The organism is Oscillibacter sp. 1-3 (assembly GCF_000403435.2).
Classification (GTDB): Bacteria; Bacillota; Clostridia; order Oscillospirales; family Oscillospiraceae; genus Oscillibacter.
This window is the reverse complement of record NZ_KE159709.1, coordinates 220,161-237,353: the sequence shown is the minus strand read 5'-3', so window position 1 is coordinate 237,353 and position 17,193 is coordinate 220,161. Positions and strand designations below refer to the sequence as shown.

Below are 17,193 nucleotides of genomic sequence, written 5' to 3'. Positions count from 1 at the left end.
ATTGTCTTCCCCCGCCGTTTACCTGACAGAGCGGGGGAGAACATCCCCTGACAAAGAGACAGAAAGGAAGAATAACATGAGAAGATCCATTCGATCCCTGCTCTGCGGCCTGGGGACGGCCCTGCTGCTTTTGACCTGCCTGCCCGCCTCCGCTCTGGCGGCGGAAAAGAGCTTTACCTCCATGTTCCCCGGCTATGCCGACGGGGCCGCAGACCCCAAGGCCGCCGAGGCGGTTCTCAGCAGCATGGGCACCGTCATCGGCCAGAGTCAGACGGTGAACGGCGTCACCCTCACCTTGGACGGGGCAATCTGGAACAAGGACAAAATTCTGCTCTCCTTTGCCATTGACGGCGCCGACATCCCCAAAGACGTCCCCAGCGATATTTATTTGAACCGGGACGTCATGCAGGTCACCCTGGCGGAGGGCCAGCGGGAGGCCTACGTCCGGAGCGAAATGGAGGAGCATGAACAGCTCCTGGCCGAAACCTACAAGCCTTCTTCCAAAGAGGAGATGGACGCCCGGGTTCAGGCAGCCCTTGGTCACAGTAATCCCATATTTTTCCATCTTCCCACTCTGGTCCGGAGCGGCGGGAAGGACCGTATGATCCTCAGCGTCTCAGTGCTCCCCTATGTGGAGAAGCCGGAGCTGACGGTTCACATTGAGAACCTGGTGCTCTTCAAAAATGCGGAGGGCAAATACTGGTCCCGACCCTACGACGGCTACGAGCCCCTCATCCTGGCGGCCGGGCCATTTGACTTCATCTTCAAAGTAGAGAACCACATGAAGCCCCTGGTGTACACCGGCGCGGTGGATGTCACCGTGGAGGGCATCCCTGTCCAGGTGCAGAAGGTCACTGTCACCGCCTTTAACGCCGAGGTGGAGTATGGGGCACCATGTCAAGCCCTGGGGATCACCGATCCGGATGCCCCTGTCAAACTCGAAAAACTGGACTCCCTTGGCCTGCGCGGTGTCTGGACCAAGGACGACCAGCTGCTGACGGGCATTTTTGACAGCAGTCTGACCGGAAGCATCAGTACCGCAGACCCGGAGCCGGGAAAGGCCCGGGTGACCACCCGCAACACCCACCCCTACGCGATCGCCCCTGCCTCCGTGACGGCGGTGGACCTGGGCGGCGTCCGGGTGGATCTGAGCAAATTGACGCTCCAGGAGAACCCGCCCCTCCAGAGCATCACAGTCGTGGGCGGGCCCGCCGCGGCGGAGCCGGAGAAGAAGGACGCATCCGAGGCGGAGAAGGAAGCCGCCCAGGCCAACGCGGAGCGTGAGAAGAAGCTGGAGGAGGCCAAAAAAATCGCCTACCAGGACCTGAACACCGCCTCCAAGGAGATGCAGGCCAAGATCCTGGAGGCCCGGAAGCTCATCATCAACAGCACCAGCTGGGCGGCGGACGGCTATACCACCTATATCATCGACGAAAACGGCAAAAAGACGCAGCTCCCCCACTTCTCTGACCTCTTCCCCGGCTGGGAGATGCCGAAAGCCTGACCCGCCGTTTTGTCACCGATTTGTTACACATGGCCGCCGGAGACTGTGCTATCATAAAAGCATCCTATGGAAGCGGAGGAAACCGCCCATGCGTCTTCATTTCAAGCAGCGCTTCTTCTCCTGGTTTGACAGCTATGACATCTATGACGAGAATGGCAGTACCGTCTACACTGTGGAGGGCAAACTCTCCTGGGGCCACTGCCTCCACATCCTGGACGCTGCCGGGAACCACATCGGCACCGTCCAGGAGCGGGTCTTCACCCTGCTGCCCAAGTTCGAGCTCTACGAGGGCGGGGAGTACATCGGCAGCATCCAGAAGGAGTTCTCCTTCTTCCGCCCCCGATTCGACATCGACTGCCTGGGCTGGCAGGTGGAGGGGAGCTTTCTGGAGTGGGACTACACCGTTACGGAGCCCTGCGGCGCTGTGGTGGCGGTCATCTCCAAGGAGCTGCTGAACTGGACGGACACCTACTCCATCGACGTGGCGAACCCCCGGAACGCCCTGTACGCATTGATGCTGGTACTGGCCATCGACGCGGAGAAGTGTTCCAGGAAGTAGAGAAACAGGCGGGCGTCGTAAGCGCCCGCCTGTTTTACGCATTTATGGAAAAAACCGTCCGGATGATCCTGTCAGCCGCAGCTCCGCCAGATAGTAGGCGAAGGTCATGGTGACGATGGGATTTTGACCGTACAGGCCCCGGACCTCCTCCAGGGCGGCCCGGAAGCCTGCCGCGTCTCCGTGCTCCAGCCGCTTGACGGCGATAGAAAACACCGCCGGAGCCAGAGCCCGGAAATAGAGCGCCTCAATTTCGATCAGGCGGAGCTCCTGCCGCAGCTCCGCCTCCCCGATTTTCTCCAGCAGGAAGCGGGCGGAGGCAAAATCCGGCGCGGCGGCGCCTTTGGCCCGGAGACGGGTGCGGAGGAGCCTTTTGGCGTCTTTTTTTAACGCCTCATCACCGGCGATCACGGCCTCCCAGTACATGAGACAGGGGGACTCGGTCCGGGAGAGGTCCTGATAGGCGGCCTTGACCGCCGACCGGATGGCCTCTGCCATTTCCCCATACTGTCCCAGCTGCAGGCAGGCGATGCTCAGACCGTTCCAGAAGTAGTTGGAGCTCCGGTCAAATTTCACGGACGCCTCCCGCTCCAACTGAATCTGCTCCTGACACACCGGGATCAGCTCCGCGCACTTTCCCAGGCCCAGAAGGGCGTACATGTAGTTCCCCGGAAGCACGTCGCCGTACTTTTCCGGCATGGTCCGGCACAGGTGGGCCTTCTCCCGGTAAATTTTGCAGAATTCCTCGTACCGCCGCTGGCGGATCAGCTCAAAATACCCCATCGCACGTCTCCCCGTCCTCCGCAGCGAGCTCGTCCTTGGCCTGCTGGAGAACCTTTTTCTCCGCCTTGGTGGTGAGCTGCGTCTCGTCAAACCGGGCGAAGAGGTCCGGACGGCGGCGCATGGTGCGCTTGTAGCTCTCCTTCCTCCGCCAGTCCGCCACCTTGCCGTGGTCTCCGGAGAGGAGGACCTCCGGCACCGCCCGGCCGCGCCACACCGCGGGACGGGAGTACTGGGGGTACTCCAGAAGGCCGTTCCAGTGGCTCTCCTCCTGGAAGCACTCCGGGTCCGGCAGAACGCCGGGCACCATGCGGCACACCGCATCCGCCACCGCCATGGCGGGAATCTCCCCGCCGGTGAGGACGAAGTCCCCCACGCTGATCTCCTCGTCCACGCACTCATCCAAAAAACGCTGGTCCACGCCCTCGTAGTGGCCGCAGACCAGGATCAGGTGGCCGTATGCGGCGTGGAGCTCCCGGGCCACGTCCTGGGTGAAGGTCCTGCCGCAGGGGGAGAGAAAGATGGTCCGCCCGGGGCCGTGGACCTCCGTGACGTGAGCCCAGCAGCGGTACAGGGGGTCCGCCTGCATCACGGCCCCCCGGCCCCCGCCGTAGGGGTAATCGTCCACCTGCATCTGCTTGTTGGTGGTGTACTCCCTGATCTGGTGGGACCGGATGGTAATGTATCCCCGCTCCTGGGCCCGCCCCAGGATGCTGACGTTCATCATGGCGTTCACGGAGTCGGGAAAGAGGGTGAGGATGTCAATTCTCATCGCCTGCCATCCCCTCCCAGACGTGAATCTCCATGCGGTTGTCCTCCATATCAATGGATTTGATGAACACGTCCCTCACCGCAGGCACCAGGAACTCCCGCCGTCCCCGGACGGTATAGAGCTTATGGGCGGGATAGGACTCCACCGCCGTCAGCTCCCCCAGGCATTCGCCGCTGTCCGCGTCGTAGACGTCCAGACCCAGCAGCTCGTCGTCAAAGTACTCTCCCTCCGGCAGACGGGCGTCCTCCCGGCGAATATAGAGGTCCTTTCCCTTCAGGGCCAGGGCGGCGTTCATGTCGTCCACGCCGGGGAACTTCGCCAGCACCAGGCTCTTGTGGACATGGCAGGCGGTGGGAGAGACGGGCCTGCCGTCCAGCAGGAAAGTCTTGAACTGTGTGAGAAAGGCCGCCTCGCCGTCCCGGGGCTGGATACGGACCTCGCCCCGGATGCCGTGGGCGTTGACGATCTGGCCGATTTTGATGGTTTCCAATTTCATGGGACCGCTCCTTCTGTATGATTGAGATAAGTATACCGTTTTTTTGCGGATAAGGCAAGAGGCGGCGGAAAAAGGAGGTGTCCAACCGGGCATTTTATCATCCGGGATTTTGGTTTCGCAGCTCTGTAGGGGCGGGGCTCCGTCCCCGCCCGTTTTCCCGATAACGCCAGGCTGCCGGCGGACGGGCCGGAACAGAGTCCCGCCCCCACATAAAATCTACAAGGAGAAAGCTCCCCGGAAAATGGGAATCGGAAGAAATTCCGGGGAACGGTTGAATTTTAACATCTTCTTAACTATAATACGAGAGAGAGGAACGCCTCTAGTCTAGGAAAGAACGAGGGAGACTATATGAGACCGGACGGAACGCGGGTGACAAACCTGAGTCCCATCGTGCAGGCTCTGCCCCACATTATGCCCCGCCGCTTTGACGCCCAGAACTGGGCCAGCGACTATGTGGATGAGGACATCGTCAAGGGCTTTATCCGCCAGAAACGGCGGGAGGGACAGCACGTGACCCATATGAGCGTACTGGTGGCCGCCTACTACAAGGCGGCGCTGGAGCACCCCAAGGTGAACTACTTCATCATGAACCGCAAGATCTACAACCGGAACCACTTCTGCTTCAGCTTCGTGATCCTCAAGACCCGGGCGGACGGCACGCCGGATGAGACCACGCTGAAAATCTTCCTGGAGCCGGAGGACGACGTGTTCTCCATCAGCCGGAAGATCAAGGAGAATGTGGAGCTGAATCAGAACCGGGTCCACAACAACAGCACCGACAAATTCGCCAATATGGCCTTCCGCATTCCCGGCCTGGCCCGGCTGGTCTTCGGCCTTGCCTACCGCCTGGACCTCCACGGACTGCTGCCCCGGAAAATCATTGATTTGAGTCCCTTCCACACCAGCCTCTTTATCACCAATCTGGCCTCCATCAACACCAGCTATATCTTCCACCACTGCTATGAATTCGGAACCACCAGCGTGTTCGTCTGCATGGGCAAGCCGGTGCCGGACCCTCATGCCCCGGCGGGCAGCAGGAAAAAGCACATGCCCCTGGGCGTGGTCATGGACGAGCGCATCGCCACGGGCATAGAATACTCCCGATTCTTCGCCGCCTTTGAGCGGTATCTGAAAAAACCGGAGCTGCTGGAGTGCCGCCTGGACGGAAAAACAGTCCTGGCGGGCGTGTGAGGTGTCGTCATGCTTGATCGAAACCGGCTGCGGCGTTGGGCCGTCAGCACCGGGATGTATGCCGTGGTCCTGGCGAAATGGATATTGCTGTCCGTCATTGTGGGAAGCCTCTGCGGCGTTGTCGGAGCGGTCTTCCACCTGAGCGTCCACTACGCGGCCCGGACCCGGGAGGCATACCCCTGGCTGCTGTGGTGCCTGCCCCTGGCGGGGCTGGCCATCGTGGGCTCCTATAAGCTGATGGGCGCCGAGGGAATGGGAACCAACGACATCATCGACGCAGTCCATGAGGACAAACGCCTCCCCATTCTGCTGGTGCCCTCCATCTTTCTGGGGACCATGCTGACCCACCTGTGCGGCGGCTCCGCCGGCCGGGAGGGAGCCGCTTTGCAGATCGGCGGAACCATCGGCCAGCGGGTGGGAGGACTTTTGCGGCTGGACGACCAGGACCTGCGCTTGGCCACCCTCAGCGGCATGGCGGCCTGCTTCTCCGCCCTCTTCGGCACGCCCCTGACCGCCGTGATCTTTGCCGTCATGGGCATCAGTATCGGCACGTTGTATCACACGGCGCTCCTGCCTTGCCTGATGTCGGCTCTGGCGGCCTTTGGGGTGGCCCTGGCGCTGGGAGTGGAACCCACCCGCTTTGCCGTGGCGGTTCCGGAGATTGCGGCGGGCACATTTCTGCGGGTGCTGCCGCTGTCGGTGCTCTTCGCCCTGGTGTCCATCCTGTTTTGCAAGTTCATGCATGGGACAGAGCACTGGATGGAAAAGCGGCTTCCCAATCCCTGGGTCCGTGCAGCAGCGGGCGGTCTGGCCATCATCGCCCTGACGTATCTGGTGGGGACTCGGGACTACAACGGCGCGGGAATGGAAATCATCACCGCCGCCGTGGAACAGGGGACCGCCCACCCCGCCGCCTTCCTCTTAAAGCTCCTCTTCACCGCCGTCACTCTGGCGGCGGGCTTCAAGGGGGGCGAGGTGGTGCCCTCCTTCTTTGTGGGCGCCGCATTTGGCTGCGCAGCGGCACCGCTGCTGGGACTGCCGGCAGGCTTCGGCGCGGCCCTGGGACTGGTGTCTGTGTTCTGCGGCGTCACCAACACTCCTGTGGCTTCCATATTCCTGTCCGTAGAGCTCTTTGGCTCCGAGGGGCTGTGGTACTTTGCTCTGGCCTGCGGCATCAGCTATATGCTCTCGGGATACAGCGGCCTGTACAGCAGTCAGACCATCCTCTACTCCAAGCTGAAAGCACGCTATATCAACGTCCACACCAACAGCCGCCCCGCCGTTCCGGAGGAGGCGCAGGAGCCGGCGGAGCGTACATAGCCGGCATGCTTCTTCGATTCGTTTTCCGGCTGCTTCAACAGACCGCTTCGTCTGCCGCCTTATGAAAGACGCTTTCAGTTTCATACATTTTTTGCTCTGGAGCGGTGGTGTCATAAAAATTTTGATCTCTGGCACGTCGTCACAGCGCCTGCCGTGTGCAGCGTCTTTTAGCGGCTTGATTTCGCCGTATCTTCCGCTTTGCTGGTTTTTTATGCCTCTTATCCGGCATTTTTACGAAGATGGTAACACAACGCTCCAAAAGCAAAATAGAGAGATAAGGCCCAGCTGGGCTTTGTCTCTCTATTTTGTCTCTCTATTTTCGTTTTCTTTGAGAGGGAGGAACATAAAATCGCTTCTCCGCTCCAACACAGGAACTGCGTAACCGCCAGTACAAGTTCGGTGGTAATACCGGCAGTCCCGCCAGCGCTCTCTATCCGCAAAGTTCGGACTTGTCCCGGCCTGTTTTCCTTCCCGGGCCTTTGTAAAACTGGTTCCGAAATTACCGCCCGCAAACCGCTCATTTCCCACAATTAAACAGCTGGAAAAAACATTCTCAGCGGCGTTTTCCGATTCCCGAAAAAAATCCAAAAAATTTTTTCAATTTATGGGATACTTTGACGCCTTGAAACGTCCCTGTTATAGTGGTACCACTAAGCGCCGAACCCAACATAACCCGCACATCCTGCCTGCGGCTTTTCCGCCATGCTTTGTCGGTTTTTTCTGCCGGACGACACGCCCGCAAAACCGCCGGTCTGGAGGAAAGTCCGGCGGCCAGTCTGTGCGCGCCTTATCTCGGAATCGGCCCTCAAGAATCAAAGGAGGGATCTCCCATGCTGACAACCTGCCTTGCCATGCTGGAGACCGAAGCGGACCGGCAGAAGTTCACCCGGCTCTACGAGGCCCTTGAGAAAAAGGTCTACGCCGTAGCCCTGCGGGTCCTGGGAAATCCGGAACAGGCGGAGGACGCCGCCCAGCAGGCTTGGCTCCGCCTGATCCAAAAATGGGAATTGGTGTCCGCCCTCAGCCGGGAAAAGGCCGGGGGCTACGCCATTACCGCCGCAAAAAACGCCGCTCTGGACATGCTGCGGGCGCAGAGCCACACCGTGCCCCTGCCGGAGGACTGGGACCCGCCCGCACAGCAGGACGGTCAGGATGATTACAGCTACCTGGTCTCCCTGGTCCGGGAGCTGCCGGAGGGCTACCGCCGGGTTCTGGAGCTAAAGCTGGTAGAGGAGCTGGGCAACCGGGAAATCGCCAAGCGCCTGAGCATTCGGGAGTCCACGGTGTCCTCCCGGGTCATGCGGGGCAGGGCCATGCTGCAAAAACGGCTGCAAGAGGAGGGATTCCGCCATGCGTAATTTTGACCAATGGCTTCGGGACGCCCTGATGGACGCCAACCTCCTGCAATTTGAAAAGGTTCTGGCGGAGGCTGACACCCGGGAGGTTGACTTCTCCCCCCGGTATCTCCGGGAGAGAATGCGGATGCTGGCGGACCCCTTCGGCTGGGCAGAGCGGCGCGGACGCTCTGCGGGGAGCCGGGCGGCGCGGAACATCGCCTGCGCGGTCCTCGTCTGCACCCTGGCTCTGGGGGCGCTGATGGCGGCCAGTCCCACCGTCCGGGCGGCGGTTCTGAACTGGCTGCGGGAATTCAGCGGGGACACCGTCACCTACTCCACCAACCCGTATATCTCCGATTCAGCTCCGGAGGACGCCGCTCCCCAGGACTGGCAGATCACCTGGCTGCCGGAGGAGTACACCCTTTGGGATTTCTACGCAGCGACCAGTTTCAGCAAATGGACCTTTTTGTCCGTGGAGTCCGGGGACTCCCTGGACTTCGGCGTCTCCGCCCCGGGCGGAAACTCCCGCATCCAGATTGGCACCGTCCCGGACCCGGAGGCGGTGCGGGAGCGCGTCTTTGTCCGGGGCCGCGCCGCCGACTACTACGCCGACGGCAGTGAGCAGCTGCTGGTATGGGAGACGCCGGAGGGCTTCCTCCTCCGGCTGCTGGCAAAGGGCGCCATGGACCGTGAGACCCTGGTCAAGGTCGCGGAGAGCGCCGCCTGCTACGGCGGCGATGCCCCCTCCTACGAGATGGGCTGGGTACCGCCGGACTTCCACGACATAGACGGCCTGCGCGGCAACGGCGTCTGCCACCGGGAGTGGGTACGCCGGGGCGTCATCCTGTCCTGGAAATATGTGGTCCGCCCCGCCTGCCCCTTCACCGTCCCCGAGGGAACACCGGAGGAGGTGACGGTGAACGGTCTGCCGGGCCGGTTCTGGGCCAGCCTGGAGACGGTCCCGGAGGTCCCCGGCGGGCCGGACGATTCCACGTCGGAGATCGACGGCGTGACCATCACCGCAGGCGTCAGCACCGGAGACGATACCAACAGCACGCTGATGTGGGAAGACCCGGAGACCGGCGCCGTCTTCTATCTCCGGGGAGAGCTGGAGAAGTCCGATCTGCTGCGGATGGCGGAGAGTGTAAAACGAGTGGACACGCCGTCTCCATGAAACGAATTCCAAAACAAATTTCAAAAAATGAGGAGATTATATAATGAAAAAGAACAGCCTTTTCAATCGGTTTCCCGCCTTCGCCGGGGGAATGCTGGCCATGGCGATGCTGGTCACGCTGGCGGAGCCCGTGTCCGCCGCCGGAGAGAAAATCGCCTACAATCAGGTGGGCATTCGGGTCCTGCGGGAACAGCAGGTAAAGGCGGGCGAGACCTGGACCGCTTCCAACGGCCAGAAGGTGCCCTCCACCATCACCTATACCGACGCCGCCGGCGGCAAAACCAACTACATCGCCGCCTCCCGGCTCTCGGAACTGCTGGACGCGGACATCAGCTGGGACGAGGAGACGAACAGCGTGGACATCGGCGTCTCGCCGGTCCCCAGCGAGGTGACCGTCACCGTGGAAACCCGGTCCAGTGACGACCCGCCGCGGCCCACACCCCCCAACGCGCCGGAATACGGCCTTGTCATCGGCAATCTGGAGGAGATCGACCCGGAGACGGTGAAAGATGTGATTGCGGCAGATCCCAGCGGCTACTACATCCGCGAGACCCGGATGCAGTCCCCTGACGGCAGCTTTCCGGAAATCACCGCCCACCCATCCTCCAGAGGCGCAGAGTATGTGGTATACACCGTGACCAACAACGGCGAGACGCCCAAGGATGTCACGGTCACGCGGCCGGTCTCCATCGCCAGCCGGCGGGAGAGCTTTCCCACCCTCCACGTGCAGCCCGGCGAGACGCTGACCCGAGTGTTCCGGGTGCTGAAGGACGAGGACACCCACCCCATGCAGCGGACCTTCTCCTTTGGCGTCAGCCGCAGCGACACAGACCGGGACATTCACCCCCGGGACCTCCCGGTTTCGGATGTGACGGTCTCCCTGGTGCAGTACCCCGGATAACCAGCAAAAAACAGAGGCCGCGCTCTGCGCGGCCTCTGTCCGTATGATCCGTTATGTATCGGGCTGTGTGGGGTCGATCTCCGTGGGACTGGGCACAGGGTGCTCCTTGTGCTCCACCATGGCGCGGATAAGCTCCACCGTGCCGCCCAATCCCAGATAACTGGAGTCCAGGCAGAAGTCATAGCTCTCCACCGCGCCCCACTTCTGGGAGGAGTAGTACTCGTAATAGGAGGCCCGGCGCTTGTCGGTCTTGGCGATCAGCGTCTTGGCCTTTTCCGGCGTGATGCTCTGCCGCCTTGCCACCCGCTGAATCCGCATGTCCATGGGGGCGTGGATGAACAGACTCAGGTGGTTGGGATTGTCCGCCAGGGCATAGTCCGCGCAGCGGCCGATCATAACGCAGGGCCCCTTCTCCGCGATGTGGCGGATGGTGTTGAAGGTGGCCAGATACACCTGCTGCTCCAGGGAGTCCCCCACGCCGCTGCCCGGCAGGGCGAACATATAGGAGTCCATGGCGATGGAGTACAGCAGGCTCTTTGGCCGCTCGTCAAAGTTCTCTACGATCTTTTCACACAGGCCGCTCTTCCTGGCGGCCTCCCGCAGGAGCTCCTTATCGTAAAACGGAATGCCCAGCTCCTTGGCAACCCGGATGCCGATCTCCTTGCCGCCGCTGCCAAACTGCCGCCCAATGGTGATGACTGTGTTCATAAGAACGCCTCCTCTCTTGGTGATTTTATTATAGCACTTTTGAGGGTAAGCGTCAAATAAAAAGCTGGACGGAAAAAGCAGGGGGCGGATTGACCGCCCCCGCCTCTTACAGGATGTGCTCCTCGCAGAAGTTGTCCAACACCCGGAAGCCCATGTCCTCCGGCGGGGCCACCGGGAATTTCGCGATGGTCACGGGGTCGAAGATGGGACACATGCGCTTCTCCGGCTCCAGCCGAAGAAAGGGCTTGCTGTCGTCCAGGTTATTGACCGCCTTTTTGCGATCCGGCATAAAATCACCCCGGCGGTAGTATGCGCAGTACCGCCGGAACTATAATTTCCAGATTTCAGCGCAAAATCATCACTTACGACTCCTCGTTCATCAGCCGGATGCCGGCCTCCTTGTCCCCGGCCACGATCAGGTGGGCGTCGGGCTCAAAGCGGTAATCCGGGCTCAGCAGAGGCTCGATCTCATCCCCGTTTTTCACGCCCAGGATATTGACGTTGTACCGGCGGCGGACATCCATCTCCATCACCGTGCGGCCCTCCCACTCCAGCGGCGTCTCAATCTCGAAGACCGCATATTTGGGCGTCAGCTCAAAGTAGTCGAAGGCGTTGCGGGCGGAGAAGCGCATGGCCGCCCGGGCCGCCATGTCCATTTCCGTGTGGATGACAAAATCCGCGCCGATCTTCTTCAAAAACTTGATCTGCCGCTCATGGTCCGCCCGGGCCACCACACACCGGGCTCCCAGCTCTTTCAATGTGGCGGTGGCCTCCAGCGAGCACTGAAAATCGTCCCGCACACAGACAAAGCACACGTCAAAATTGCGGATTCCCAGAGACGCCAGCACCTGCTCATCCTGGCAGTCTCCCACGCAGGCGGCAGTGGCCACGGAGGCGAGCCGGGCCACCTGCTCCTCGTCCTGGTCCAGAATCATCACCTCGTTGCCCAGCTCCGCCAGACGCTTGGTCAAGTGCCGGCCGAACCGGCCCAGACCCACTACCAAAAAAGATTTCATTTCCCGCTCCCCCTATCCGATCAAAATCTTTTCCGGGATATTCCGCAGCTTGGGCTGGGGACGATCCCGGGTCACGGCCATGGCCACGGACATACTGCCCACCCGGCCGGCGAACATCATCAGCAGCACCGTCAGCTTGGAAAGCTCCGGCAGGTACGGCGTCACGCCACGGGTCAGCCCCACGGTGCCCACGGCGGAGATGGCCTCAAACAGCGCGCTGTCCAGGGAGATGCCCTGGAGGCACATGACCATGGTCCCCGCCAGACACGCCAGAAAGAAGATGCTCACCGACGAGTACGCCTTTTGAATGGTGGCCGTGTCCAGGCGGCGGCGGAACACGTTCACATCCTCCTTCCGCCGCACCTGGGCAAGGGCGCTCAAAAGCAGCACGGAGACGGTGTTTACCTTGGCCCCGCCGCCGGTGGAGCCGGAGCCCGCGCCGATGAACATCAAAATCATGGTCAGCAATGTGCCGCTCTGGCTCAGGGCCGTCAGGGGCGCCGTGTTGAACCCCGCCGTCCGGCAGGTAACGGACTGGAACGCCGCCATCAGCGCCCGCCGCCCGGGGCCGGCCCCGGCAAAGGCGTGGTCTCTTTCCAGGAAATAGAAGGCAGCCGCTCCGCCCACGAACAACAGCGTGGTGGCAAACACCACAATTTTGGAGTGCAGCCGCCAGCGGCGAATGTGCCGGCCATGGGTCAGCAGATCGTCCCACACCAAAAAGCCCAGGCCGCCGCAGATCACCAGTGCCATGAGGACGATATTGGGCAGCGGCTCTCCGGCGATGCTGGTCAGGGAGGCCCCGGTGCCCAGCAGGTCGAACCCGGCGTTGCAGAAGGAAGAGACCGCGTGAAACAGCGACATCCAGAGGCCCCGCCCCACCCCATACCGGGGGCAGAACCACAGCGCCAGCAGCGCCGCACCCGCGCCCTCGCAGGTCAATGTCACCCGGATGGCCCGGCGGGTCAGCCGCACGATGCCCCCCATCTGGAGGGCCCCCACGCTGTCCATCAAAATCGACCGCTGACGCAGGCCGATGCGGCGGTGGAGCAGGACGGCCACCAGGATGGAGACGGTCATAAAGCCCATGCCCCCCACCTGGATCAGCAGCAGAATCACCGCCTGTCCGAAGAGGGTGAACTGGGTACAGGTATCGTAGAGCACCAGCCCCGTGACGCAGGAGGCGGACGCCGCGGTAAAAAGGGCGTCCAGAAACGGCAGGGCATGCCCGTCCCGGGAGGACACCGGCAGGGCCAGCAGCACGCCGCCCGCCACGATCAGCGCCGCGAAGCCCAGGGCCAGGGTCTGAACGGCATTCAATTGGATGCGGCGGCGGGGCATGGCGGACACCTCCCTGAAAAATATGTCTTAATTATACACCTTTTCGCAATTTCGTCAACTCTGTGATATACTGCCTTAGAAATCCTTTTCCCTAAAAATTTCGCTGCGCGCGAAACCAATCTTCCATTTTCCCGTCTACATTGTCAAAGACCTTTTGAAAGGAGGCACAGATATGGAGGACAGCGCCATCATCGACCTGTACTGGAGCCGGGACCAGCGGGCCATTGAGGAGACCGCCGGAAAATACGGGTCCTTCCTCCACTCCCTGGTGTGGAACATCCTCCACAGCCGGGGCGACGCGGAGGAGTGCGTCAACGACACCTATCTGCGGGCCTGGAACGCCATTCCCCCGGCCCGGCCCGCGGCCCTCCGGGCCTGGCTGGGCAGAATCGCCCGAAACCTGTCCCTGGACCGCTGGAAGGCGGGCCAAACCCAGAAGCGGGGTGGCGGCGCAGCGGAGGTGCTGCTGGGGGAACTGGACGACTGCGTCCCCGCTCTCCACGGGGTGGAAAAGCAGCTGGAGGATCAGGAGATCGCGGCGCTCATCAGCGCCTTTCTGCGCCGTCTCCCGGCGGAGAGCCGCGTGATCTTTCTCCGGCGGTACTGGTACGGCCAGGAGCTGGCGGACATCGCGGCGGAGCGGAGGTGCGGCGTGGGTAAGGTGAAATCCTCTCTCTTCCGCACCCGGAAGGCCCTGCGGGCCTATTTGGAGCAGGAGGGTGTGATTCTATGAAAAGCGAACGGCTGTTTCGGATTTTAGGGCTGGTGGACGACGAGCTTGTTGAGGAGGCGGTCTCCGCCTCCCCCGCCGCTTCCAAGCGGCGGAGAATCCCGCGGCGGATGCTGGGCCTTGCCGCGTGTCTGGTTTTGATCTGCGGCCTGGGGCTGTGGTACCGCGCCGGCGGTCAGATAAACGCCAGCGGCGGCGCGGACGGCGCGGACCCCACGGCCGGCAGCGGCGGCAGCGGCCACAGCGAGGGAACGGTCTTCATGTCCTATGCCGGACCGGTGTTCCCCCTGACCGCGCTGGAAGCCGATTTCGGTCTCACGGCGGAGCGGACCCTCACCTGGGACTTCGCCCCCGGGGCGTACGCCGACGGAGAGCCCCGCCAGTGGGGGGCACAGGTGACGGACCGCTATGTCCTCGCCAACCCGTCGGAGGAGGACGTCACCGTCACGGCCCTCTATCCCTTTGCCGGGAGCTTTTACGACCTTGCACAGATTCGACCCGCGGTGTCGGCAGACGGCGGGGAAATCAAGACGGAGCTGTACGCCGGTCCCTACGCCGGAGGCTTTGCCAGCGCCTACGGCGCAGAGGACCCGGACCACGACACGCTGAATCTGGCACACCTGACCAGCTGGGAGCAGTATCAGGCCCTGCTGGAGGGCGGCGGCTACCTCTCCCAGACCCTGGCGGAGTATCCGGAGCTGGACATTCCTGTGACTGTCTACTATTTCTCAGATTTCGAGGCGCCCCACGAGCAGTACCCCGCTGCCACCCAGGCCATCACCTTTACCATCGACCCGGAGGCCACGGAAATCCTCAGCTACGGCTTCAACGGCATGAGCTGGGACGAGGAGAGCGGCTGGCGGCAGTATGACTACTTTGTCCCTGACGGCGTCACCCGAGAGCCAGAGACCAAGGCGCTACTTGTGCTGGGAGCGGACATCGGGAACTATGTCCTCCAGGGCTATGAGAACGGCGGCTGTGACGCGGGCGAGGAGATCGGCGGCGTCTCCTGCACCGTCGCCCGGAAGGAGACCACTCTGGATGAGGCGCTGGACTACCTGTCCCAGGAGTATGCGGCCTTCTACACCCGGGGCTGGATTCCGGACCACCCCAATCCCTTTGATACCCTCTCCTTCGAGATGTACCGGGGAGCCGCGGCGGAGCTGCTGGTCCAGTACGGGGCCCTGTCCAACACGCCCCGAGACCGCTACGCCGACGGACGGCTGGACGACATTCTCTATGAAGTTCTAATCCACCAGCGGGTGCTGTACCTGCAATTTTCCGTCACTGTCCCCGCCGGGGGCAGCGTGACCGTGGACTGTACACTGTGGAAGGAGCCCAGCTATGATTTCCACTGTTCCGGCTCGGAGAACGCGGGCCTCCAGGGCTATGATCTGGTGACCCGGCTGGGGTCCTCCCTGGACTTCACCCGGCAGACCGCCGCACTGGAGAACACGGAGGGCATCGAGATTGTCCGGCAGAACCTGGGCTTTGACCTGGAGAACGGCGTCACCTCGGTGGAGCTGAGCACAGAGGAGCACTACTATCTGGAGGTCCGGGTAAGGGAATAACGCCAAAAGCGCACCGTGCTCTCGCACGGTGCGCTTTGTCCGTTGACCTTTGTTTGTTGATCCGTCTCTATATATAACCTTCCTCCGCACCCGCCGCATAGGCGGCTTTTTTGCCTTGCCGCAGCTGCTGCCGCGAAGCCGCCGCCGGACACGCGGAAGGGAGATCAGGGTTTACCAGCCCCGATTGCCAAAGAAGTAGTCAAAGAGGTCATAGGGGTTTGTATATCCGCTGCTGTTATTGCCGTTCTGAGGCTGCTGGGGCTCCGCCTGCTGAATCTGCTGGTCCTCTGGCATCGCGTCCCAGGTGAGCTCTGTGGTGATCGTCTCCCCCTGGCGGTAAATCGTCACTGTGGAGGTGTCCCCCGCCCGGTACTGCTTTTTCGCAATGGTCAGATCTGCCATGGTCTTAATCTCGTGGTCGTCCACCTTGGTAATCACGTCGCCCATCTGGATGCCCGCCCGGTCCGCCGCGCCGTCCTTGTCCACGGCGCTGATGAACAGGCCCTCGGTGATGTCGTAGCGGAACTGGCTGGCAATCTGCTGGGTCATAGACATGGCCTGGACGCCCAGGTACGCCTTATTGGTCACAAAGCCGTTGGTCATGATGTCCTGAATCATGGCCGCCACGTCGTTGATGGGGATGGCGAAGCCCAGGCCCTCGGCGCTGGCGCCGGAAGAGGTATTGGTGTACTTGGCGGAGACGATGCCCACCACCTGTCCGTACTGGTTGAACATGGGCCCGCCGGAGTTGCCGGGGTTGATGGAGGCGTCAGTCTGGATCATGTTGAAGGGCACGCCCTCCACGTTAATGGCCCGGTTCACGGAGGAGACCATGCCGCCGGTCTGGGAGAAGGTCAGCTCCCCCAGGGGGTTGCCGATAGCCAGAACCCGGTCGCCCACGTTCAGCAGGGTGCTGTCCCCCATGGTGACGGGCTGGAGGTTCTCCGCCTCCACCTTGATGACGGCAATGTCGTAATCCTCGTCGCCGCCGATGATCTCCGCATCATAGGCATCCCCGTTGTAGAAGGTCACCTTGACGGTCTCCGCCCCGTCGATCACATGGTAGTTGGTGGCGATAAAGCCGTCGGGGGTCAGGACAAAGCCGGAGCCCGCGCCCGAGGTGGGCTGCTGGGTCTGCCAGAAGCCGTTGCTGGTGGTAGCGGTACCGGTGGTGTTGATGGCCACCACACTGTCCACATTGGCGGCGTAAACCTCCGCATCGGTGAGGAGCGTCTGTCCGTCCACCTTGTTGAGGTTCACTGTGGCGGGAATGGAAGTGCCCTCTCCGGAGAGGACCGTGCCGCTCCCCATGACAGCCCCGCTCTGGGGAGCGCCGGCGCTACGGCCGACGGCGGCCCACACGACCCCACCGCCTACACCGCCGCCCAGAAGCGCGCAGCTCAGTGCCAGGGCAGTAACCTTCAATCCAATTCTGTTCTTCTTCACGGGCTTCATCTCCTGCACAGGCCGCTGGGCGGGCTGGTAGTCGTCCGCGGGCGGCGGCGTAACCTCGCTGCCATCTCTGCGGTAGGTGTAATGGTACAGATTGTGTTCGTCGTTATACATAATGCTTACCTCCTATTATGTATCCCGGTCCGCTTTTCTTTAGAACCGATCATATACCGGGAATGTGTCGAAAGTTTGAAGTTTCTTTGCATTTTCTTTGAAATCTCTTCCGCTCCCCTGAGCTTTGACCACAGTATAGGTTTCGTAACTTAAATTCGCCTTAAAAGTTTGTATATATTTTTTGAACCCACAGTTTTCCGGCGGAAAAATCTGTGTTACAATAGATCTGT

At 61.7% G+C, this 17,193-nt stretch carries 17 protein-coding genes; 9 read left to right on the top strand and 8 right to left on the bottom strand.

What is annotated here, in order from left to right; all coding sequences use genetic code 11:
• The first annotated feature begins 76 nt into the window (after positions 1–76).
• Positions 77–1,504, top strand: coding sequence for a hypothetical protein (locus tag C816_RS13725; protein ID WP_016323001.1), 1,428 nt, complete (start codon positions 77–79; stop codon positions 1,502–1,504).
• 88 nt (positions 1,505–1,592) lie between these two features.
• A complete protein-coding gene (locus tag C816_RS13720) occupies positions 1,593–2,063 on the top strand; it encodes an LURP-one-related/scramblase family protein (protein WP_016323000.1) in 471 nt (156 codons plus the stop codon).
• Between the two features lie 42 nt (positions 2,064–2,105).
• On the opposite strand, the gene C816_RS13715 is transcribed toward C816_RS13720, so the two are convergent.
• Genes C816_RS13715 through rimM form a run of 3 tightly spaced genes read right to left on the bottom strand, consistent with a single transcriptional unit; the run spans position 2,106 to position 4,108 of the window.
• Positions 2,106–2,843: a hypothetical protein gene (locus C816_RS13715; protein ID WP_016322999.1), complete on the bottom strand. Its 738-nt coding sequence runs from the start codon at positions 2,841–2,843 to the stop codon at positions 2,106–2,108.
• Positions 2,830–3,612, bottom strand: coding sequence for a tRNA (guanosine(37)-N1)-methyltransferase TrmD (gene trmD / locus C816_RS13710; RefSeq protein WP_016322998.1), 783 nt, complete (start codon positions 3,610–3,612; stop codon positions 2,830–2,832). Before trmD ends, C816_RS13715 begins: the two co-directional genes overlap by 14 nt.
• A complete protein-coding gene (gene rimM / locus C816_RS13705; RefSeq protein WP_016322997.1) occupies positions 3,602–4,108 on the bottom strand; it encodes a ribosome maturation factor RimM in 507 nt (168 codons plus the stop codon). Before rimM ends, trmD begins: the two co-directional genes overlap by 11 nt.
• A gap of 348 nt (positions 4,109–4,456) precedes the next feature.
• Between rimM and C816_RS13700 the strand changes: the two genes are divergently transcribed.
• The 5 genes from C816_RS13700 to C816_RS13680 all read left to right on the top strand — a co-directional run bounded on the left by C816_RS13700 (position 4,457) and on the right by C816_RS13680 (position 10,031).
• Positions 4,457–5,299 carry a hypothetical protein gene (locus tag C816_RS13700; RefSeq protein ID WP_016322996.1) on the top strand — a complete coding sequence of 281 codons (843 nt, stop codon included), beginning with the start codon at positions 4,457–4,459 and terminating at the stop codon, positions 5,297–5,299.
• A 9-nt stretch (positions 5,300–5,308) separates the two neighbouring features.
• Complete coding sequence (locus C816_RS13695) at positions 5,309–6,619, top strand: chloride channel protein (RefSeq protein WP_016322995.1); 1,311 nt, start codon at positions 5,309–5,311, stop codon at positions 6,617–6,619.
• An 830-nt stretch (positions 6,620–7,449) separates the two neighbouring features.
• Positions 7,450–7,977: an RNA polymerase sigma factor gene (locus C816_RS13690; RefSeq protein WP_016322994.1), complete on the top strand. Its 528-nt coding sequence runs from the start codon at positions 7,450–7,452 to the stop codon at positions 7,975–7,977.
• Complete coding sequence (locus tag C816_RS13685) at positions 7,970–9,130, top strand: hypothetical protein (protein WP_016322993.1); 1,161 nt, start codon at positions 7,970–7,972, stop codon at positions 9,128–9,130. The genes C816_RS13690 and C816_RS13685 overlap by 8 nt, the downstream gene beginning before the upstream one ends.
• 43 nt (positions 9,131–9,173) lie before the next feature.
• Positions 9,174–10,031, top strand: a complete 858-nt coding sequence (locus C816_RS13680; RefSeq protein WP_016322992.1) for a hypothetical protein — start codon at positions 9,174–9,176, stop codon at positions 10,029–10,031.
• Positions 10,032–10,082: 51 nt separating this feature from the next.
• Here C816_RS13680 and C816_RS13675 read toward each other — a convergent pair whose 3' ends face one another.
• From C816_RS13675 to C816_RS13660, 4 genes are all read right to left on the bottom strand, one after another.
• Positions 10,083–10,739, bottom strand: coding sequence for a cytidylate kinase-like family protein (locus tag C816_RS13675; RefSeq protein WP_016322991.1), 657 nt, complete (start codon positions 10,737–10,739; stop codon positions 10,083–10,085).
• Positions 10,740–10,845: 106 nt separating this feature from the next.
• Positions 10,846–11,028: a hypothetical protein gene (locus C816_RS13670; protein ID WP_016322990.1), complete on the bottom strand. Its 183-nt coding sequence runs from the start codon at positions 11,026–11,028 to the stop codon at positions 10,846–10,848.
• 73 nt (positions 11,029–11,101) lie between these two features.
• Positions 11,102–11,755 (bottom strand): potassium channel family protein, encoded by a 654-nt coding sequence (locus C816_RS13665; protein WP_016322989.1) that lies wholly within the window; start codon positions 11,753–11,755, stop codon positions 11,102–11,104.
• Positions 11,756–11,767: 12 nt separating this feature from the next.
• Positions 11,768–13,096: a TrkH family potassium uptake protein gene (locus tag C816_RS13660; protein ID WP_016322988.1), complete on the bottom strand. Its 1,329-nt coding sequence runs from the start codon at positions 13,094–13,096 to the stop codon at positions 11,768–11,770.
• A gap of 172 nt (positions 13,097–13,268) precedes the next feature.
• On the opposite strand from C816_RS13660, the gene C816_RS13655 reads away from it, so the two are divergent.
• Positions 13,269–13,829, top strand: coding sequence for an RNA polymerase sigma factor (locus C816_RS13655; protein ID WP_016322987.1), 561 nt, complete (start codon positions 13,269–13,271; stop codon positions 13,827–13,829).
• Positions 13,826–15,397: a hypothetical protein gene (locus C816_RS13650; protein ID WP_016322986.1), complete on the top strand. Its 1,572-nt coding sequence runs from the start codon at positions 13,826–13,828 to the stop codon at positions 15,395–15,397. Before C816_RS13655 ends, C816_RS13650 begins: the two co-directional genes overlap by 4 nt.
• Before the next feature lie 171 nt (positions 15,398–15,568).
• Here the strand turns inward: C816_RS13650 and C816_RS13645 are convergent, their stop codons facing one another.
• Positions 15,569–16,963 (bottom strand): S1C family serine protease, encoded by a 1,395-nt coding sequence (locus C816_RS13645; RefSeq protein ID WP_016322985.1) that lies wholly within the window; start codon positions 16,961–16,963, stop codon positions 15,569–15,571.
• Positions 16,964–17,193: the final 230 nt, after the last annotated feature.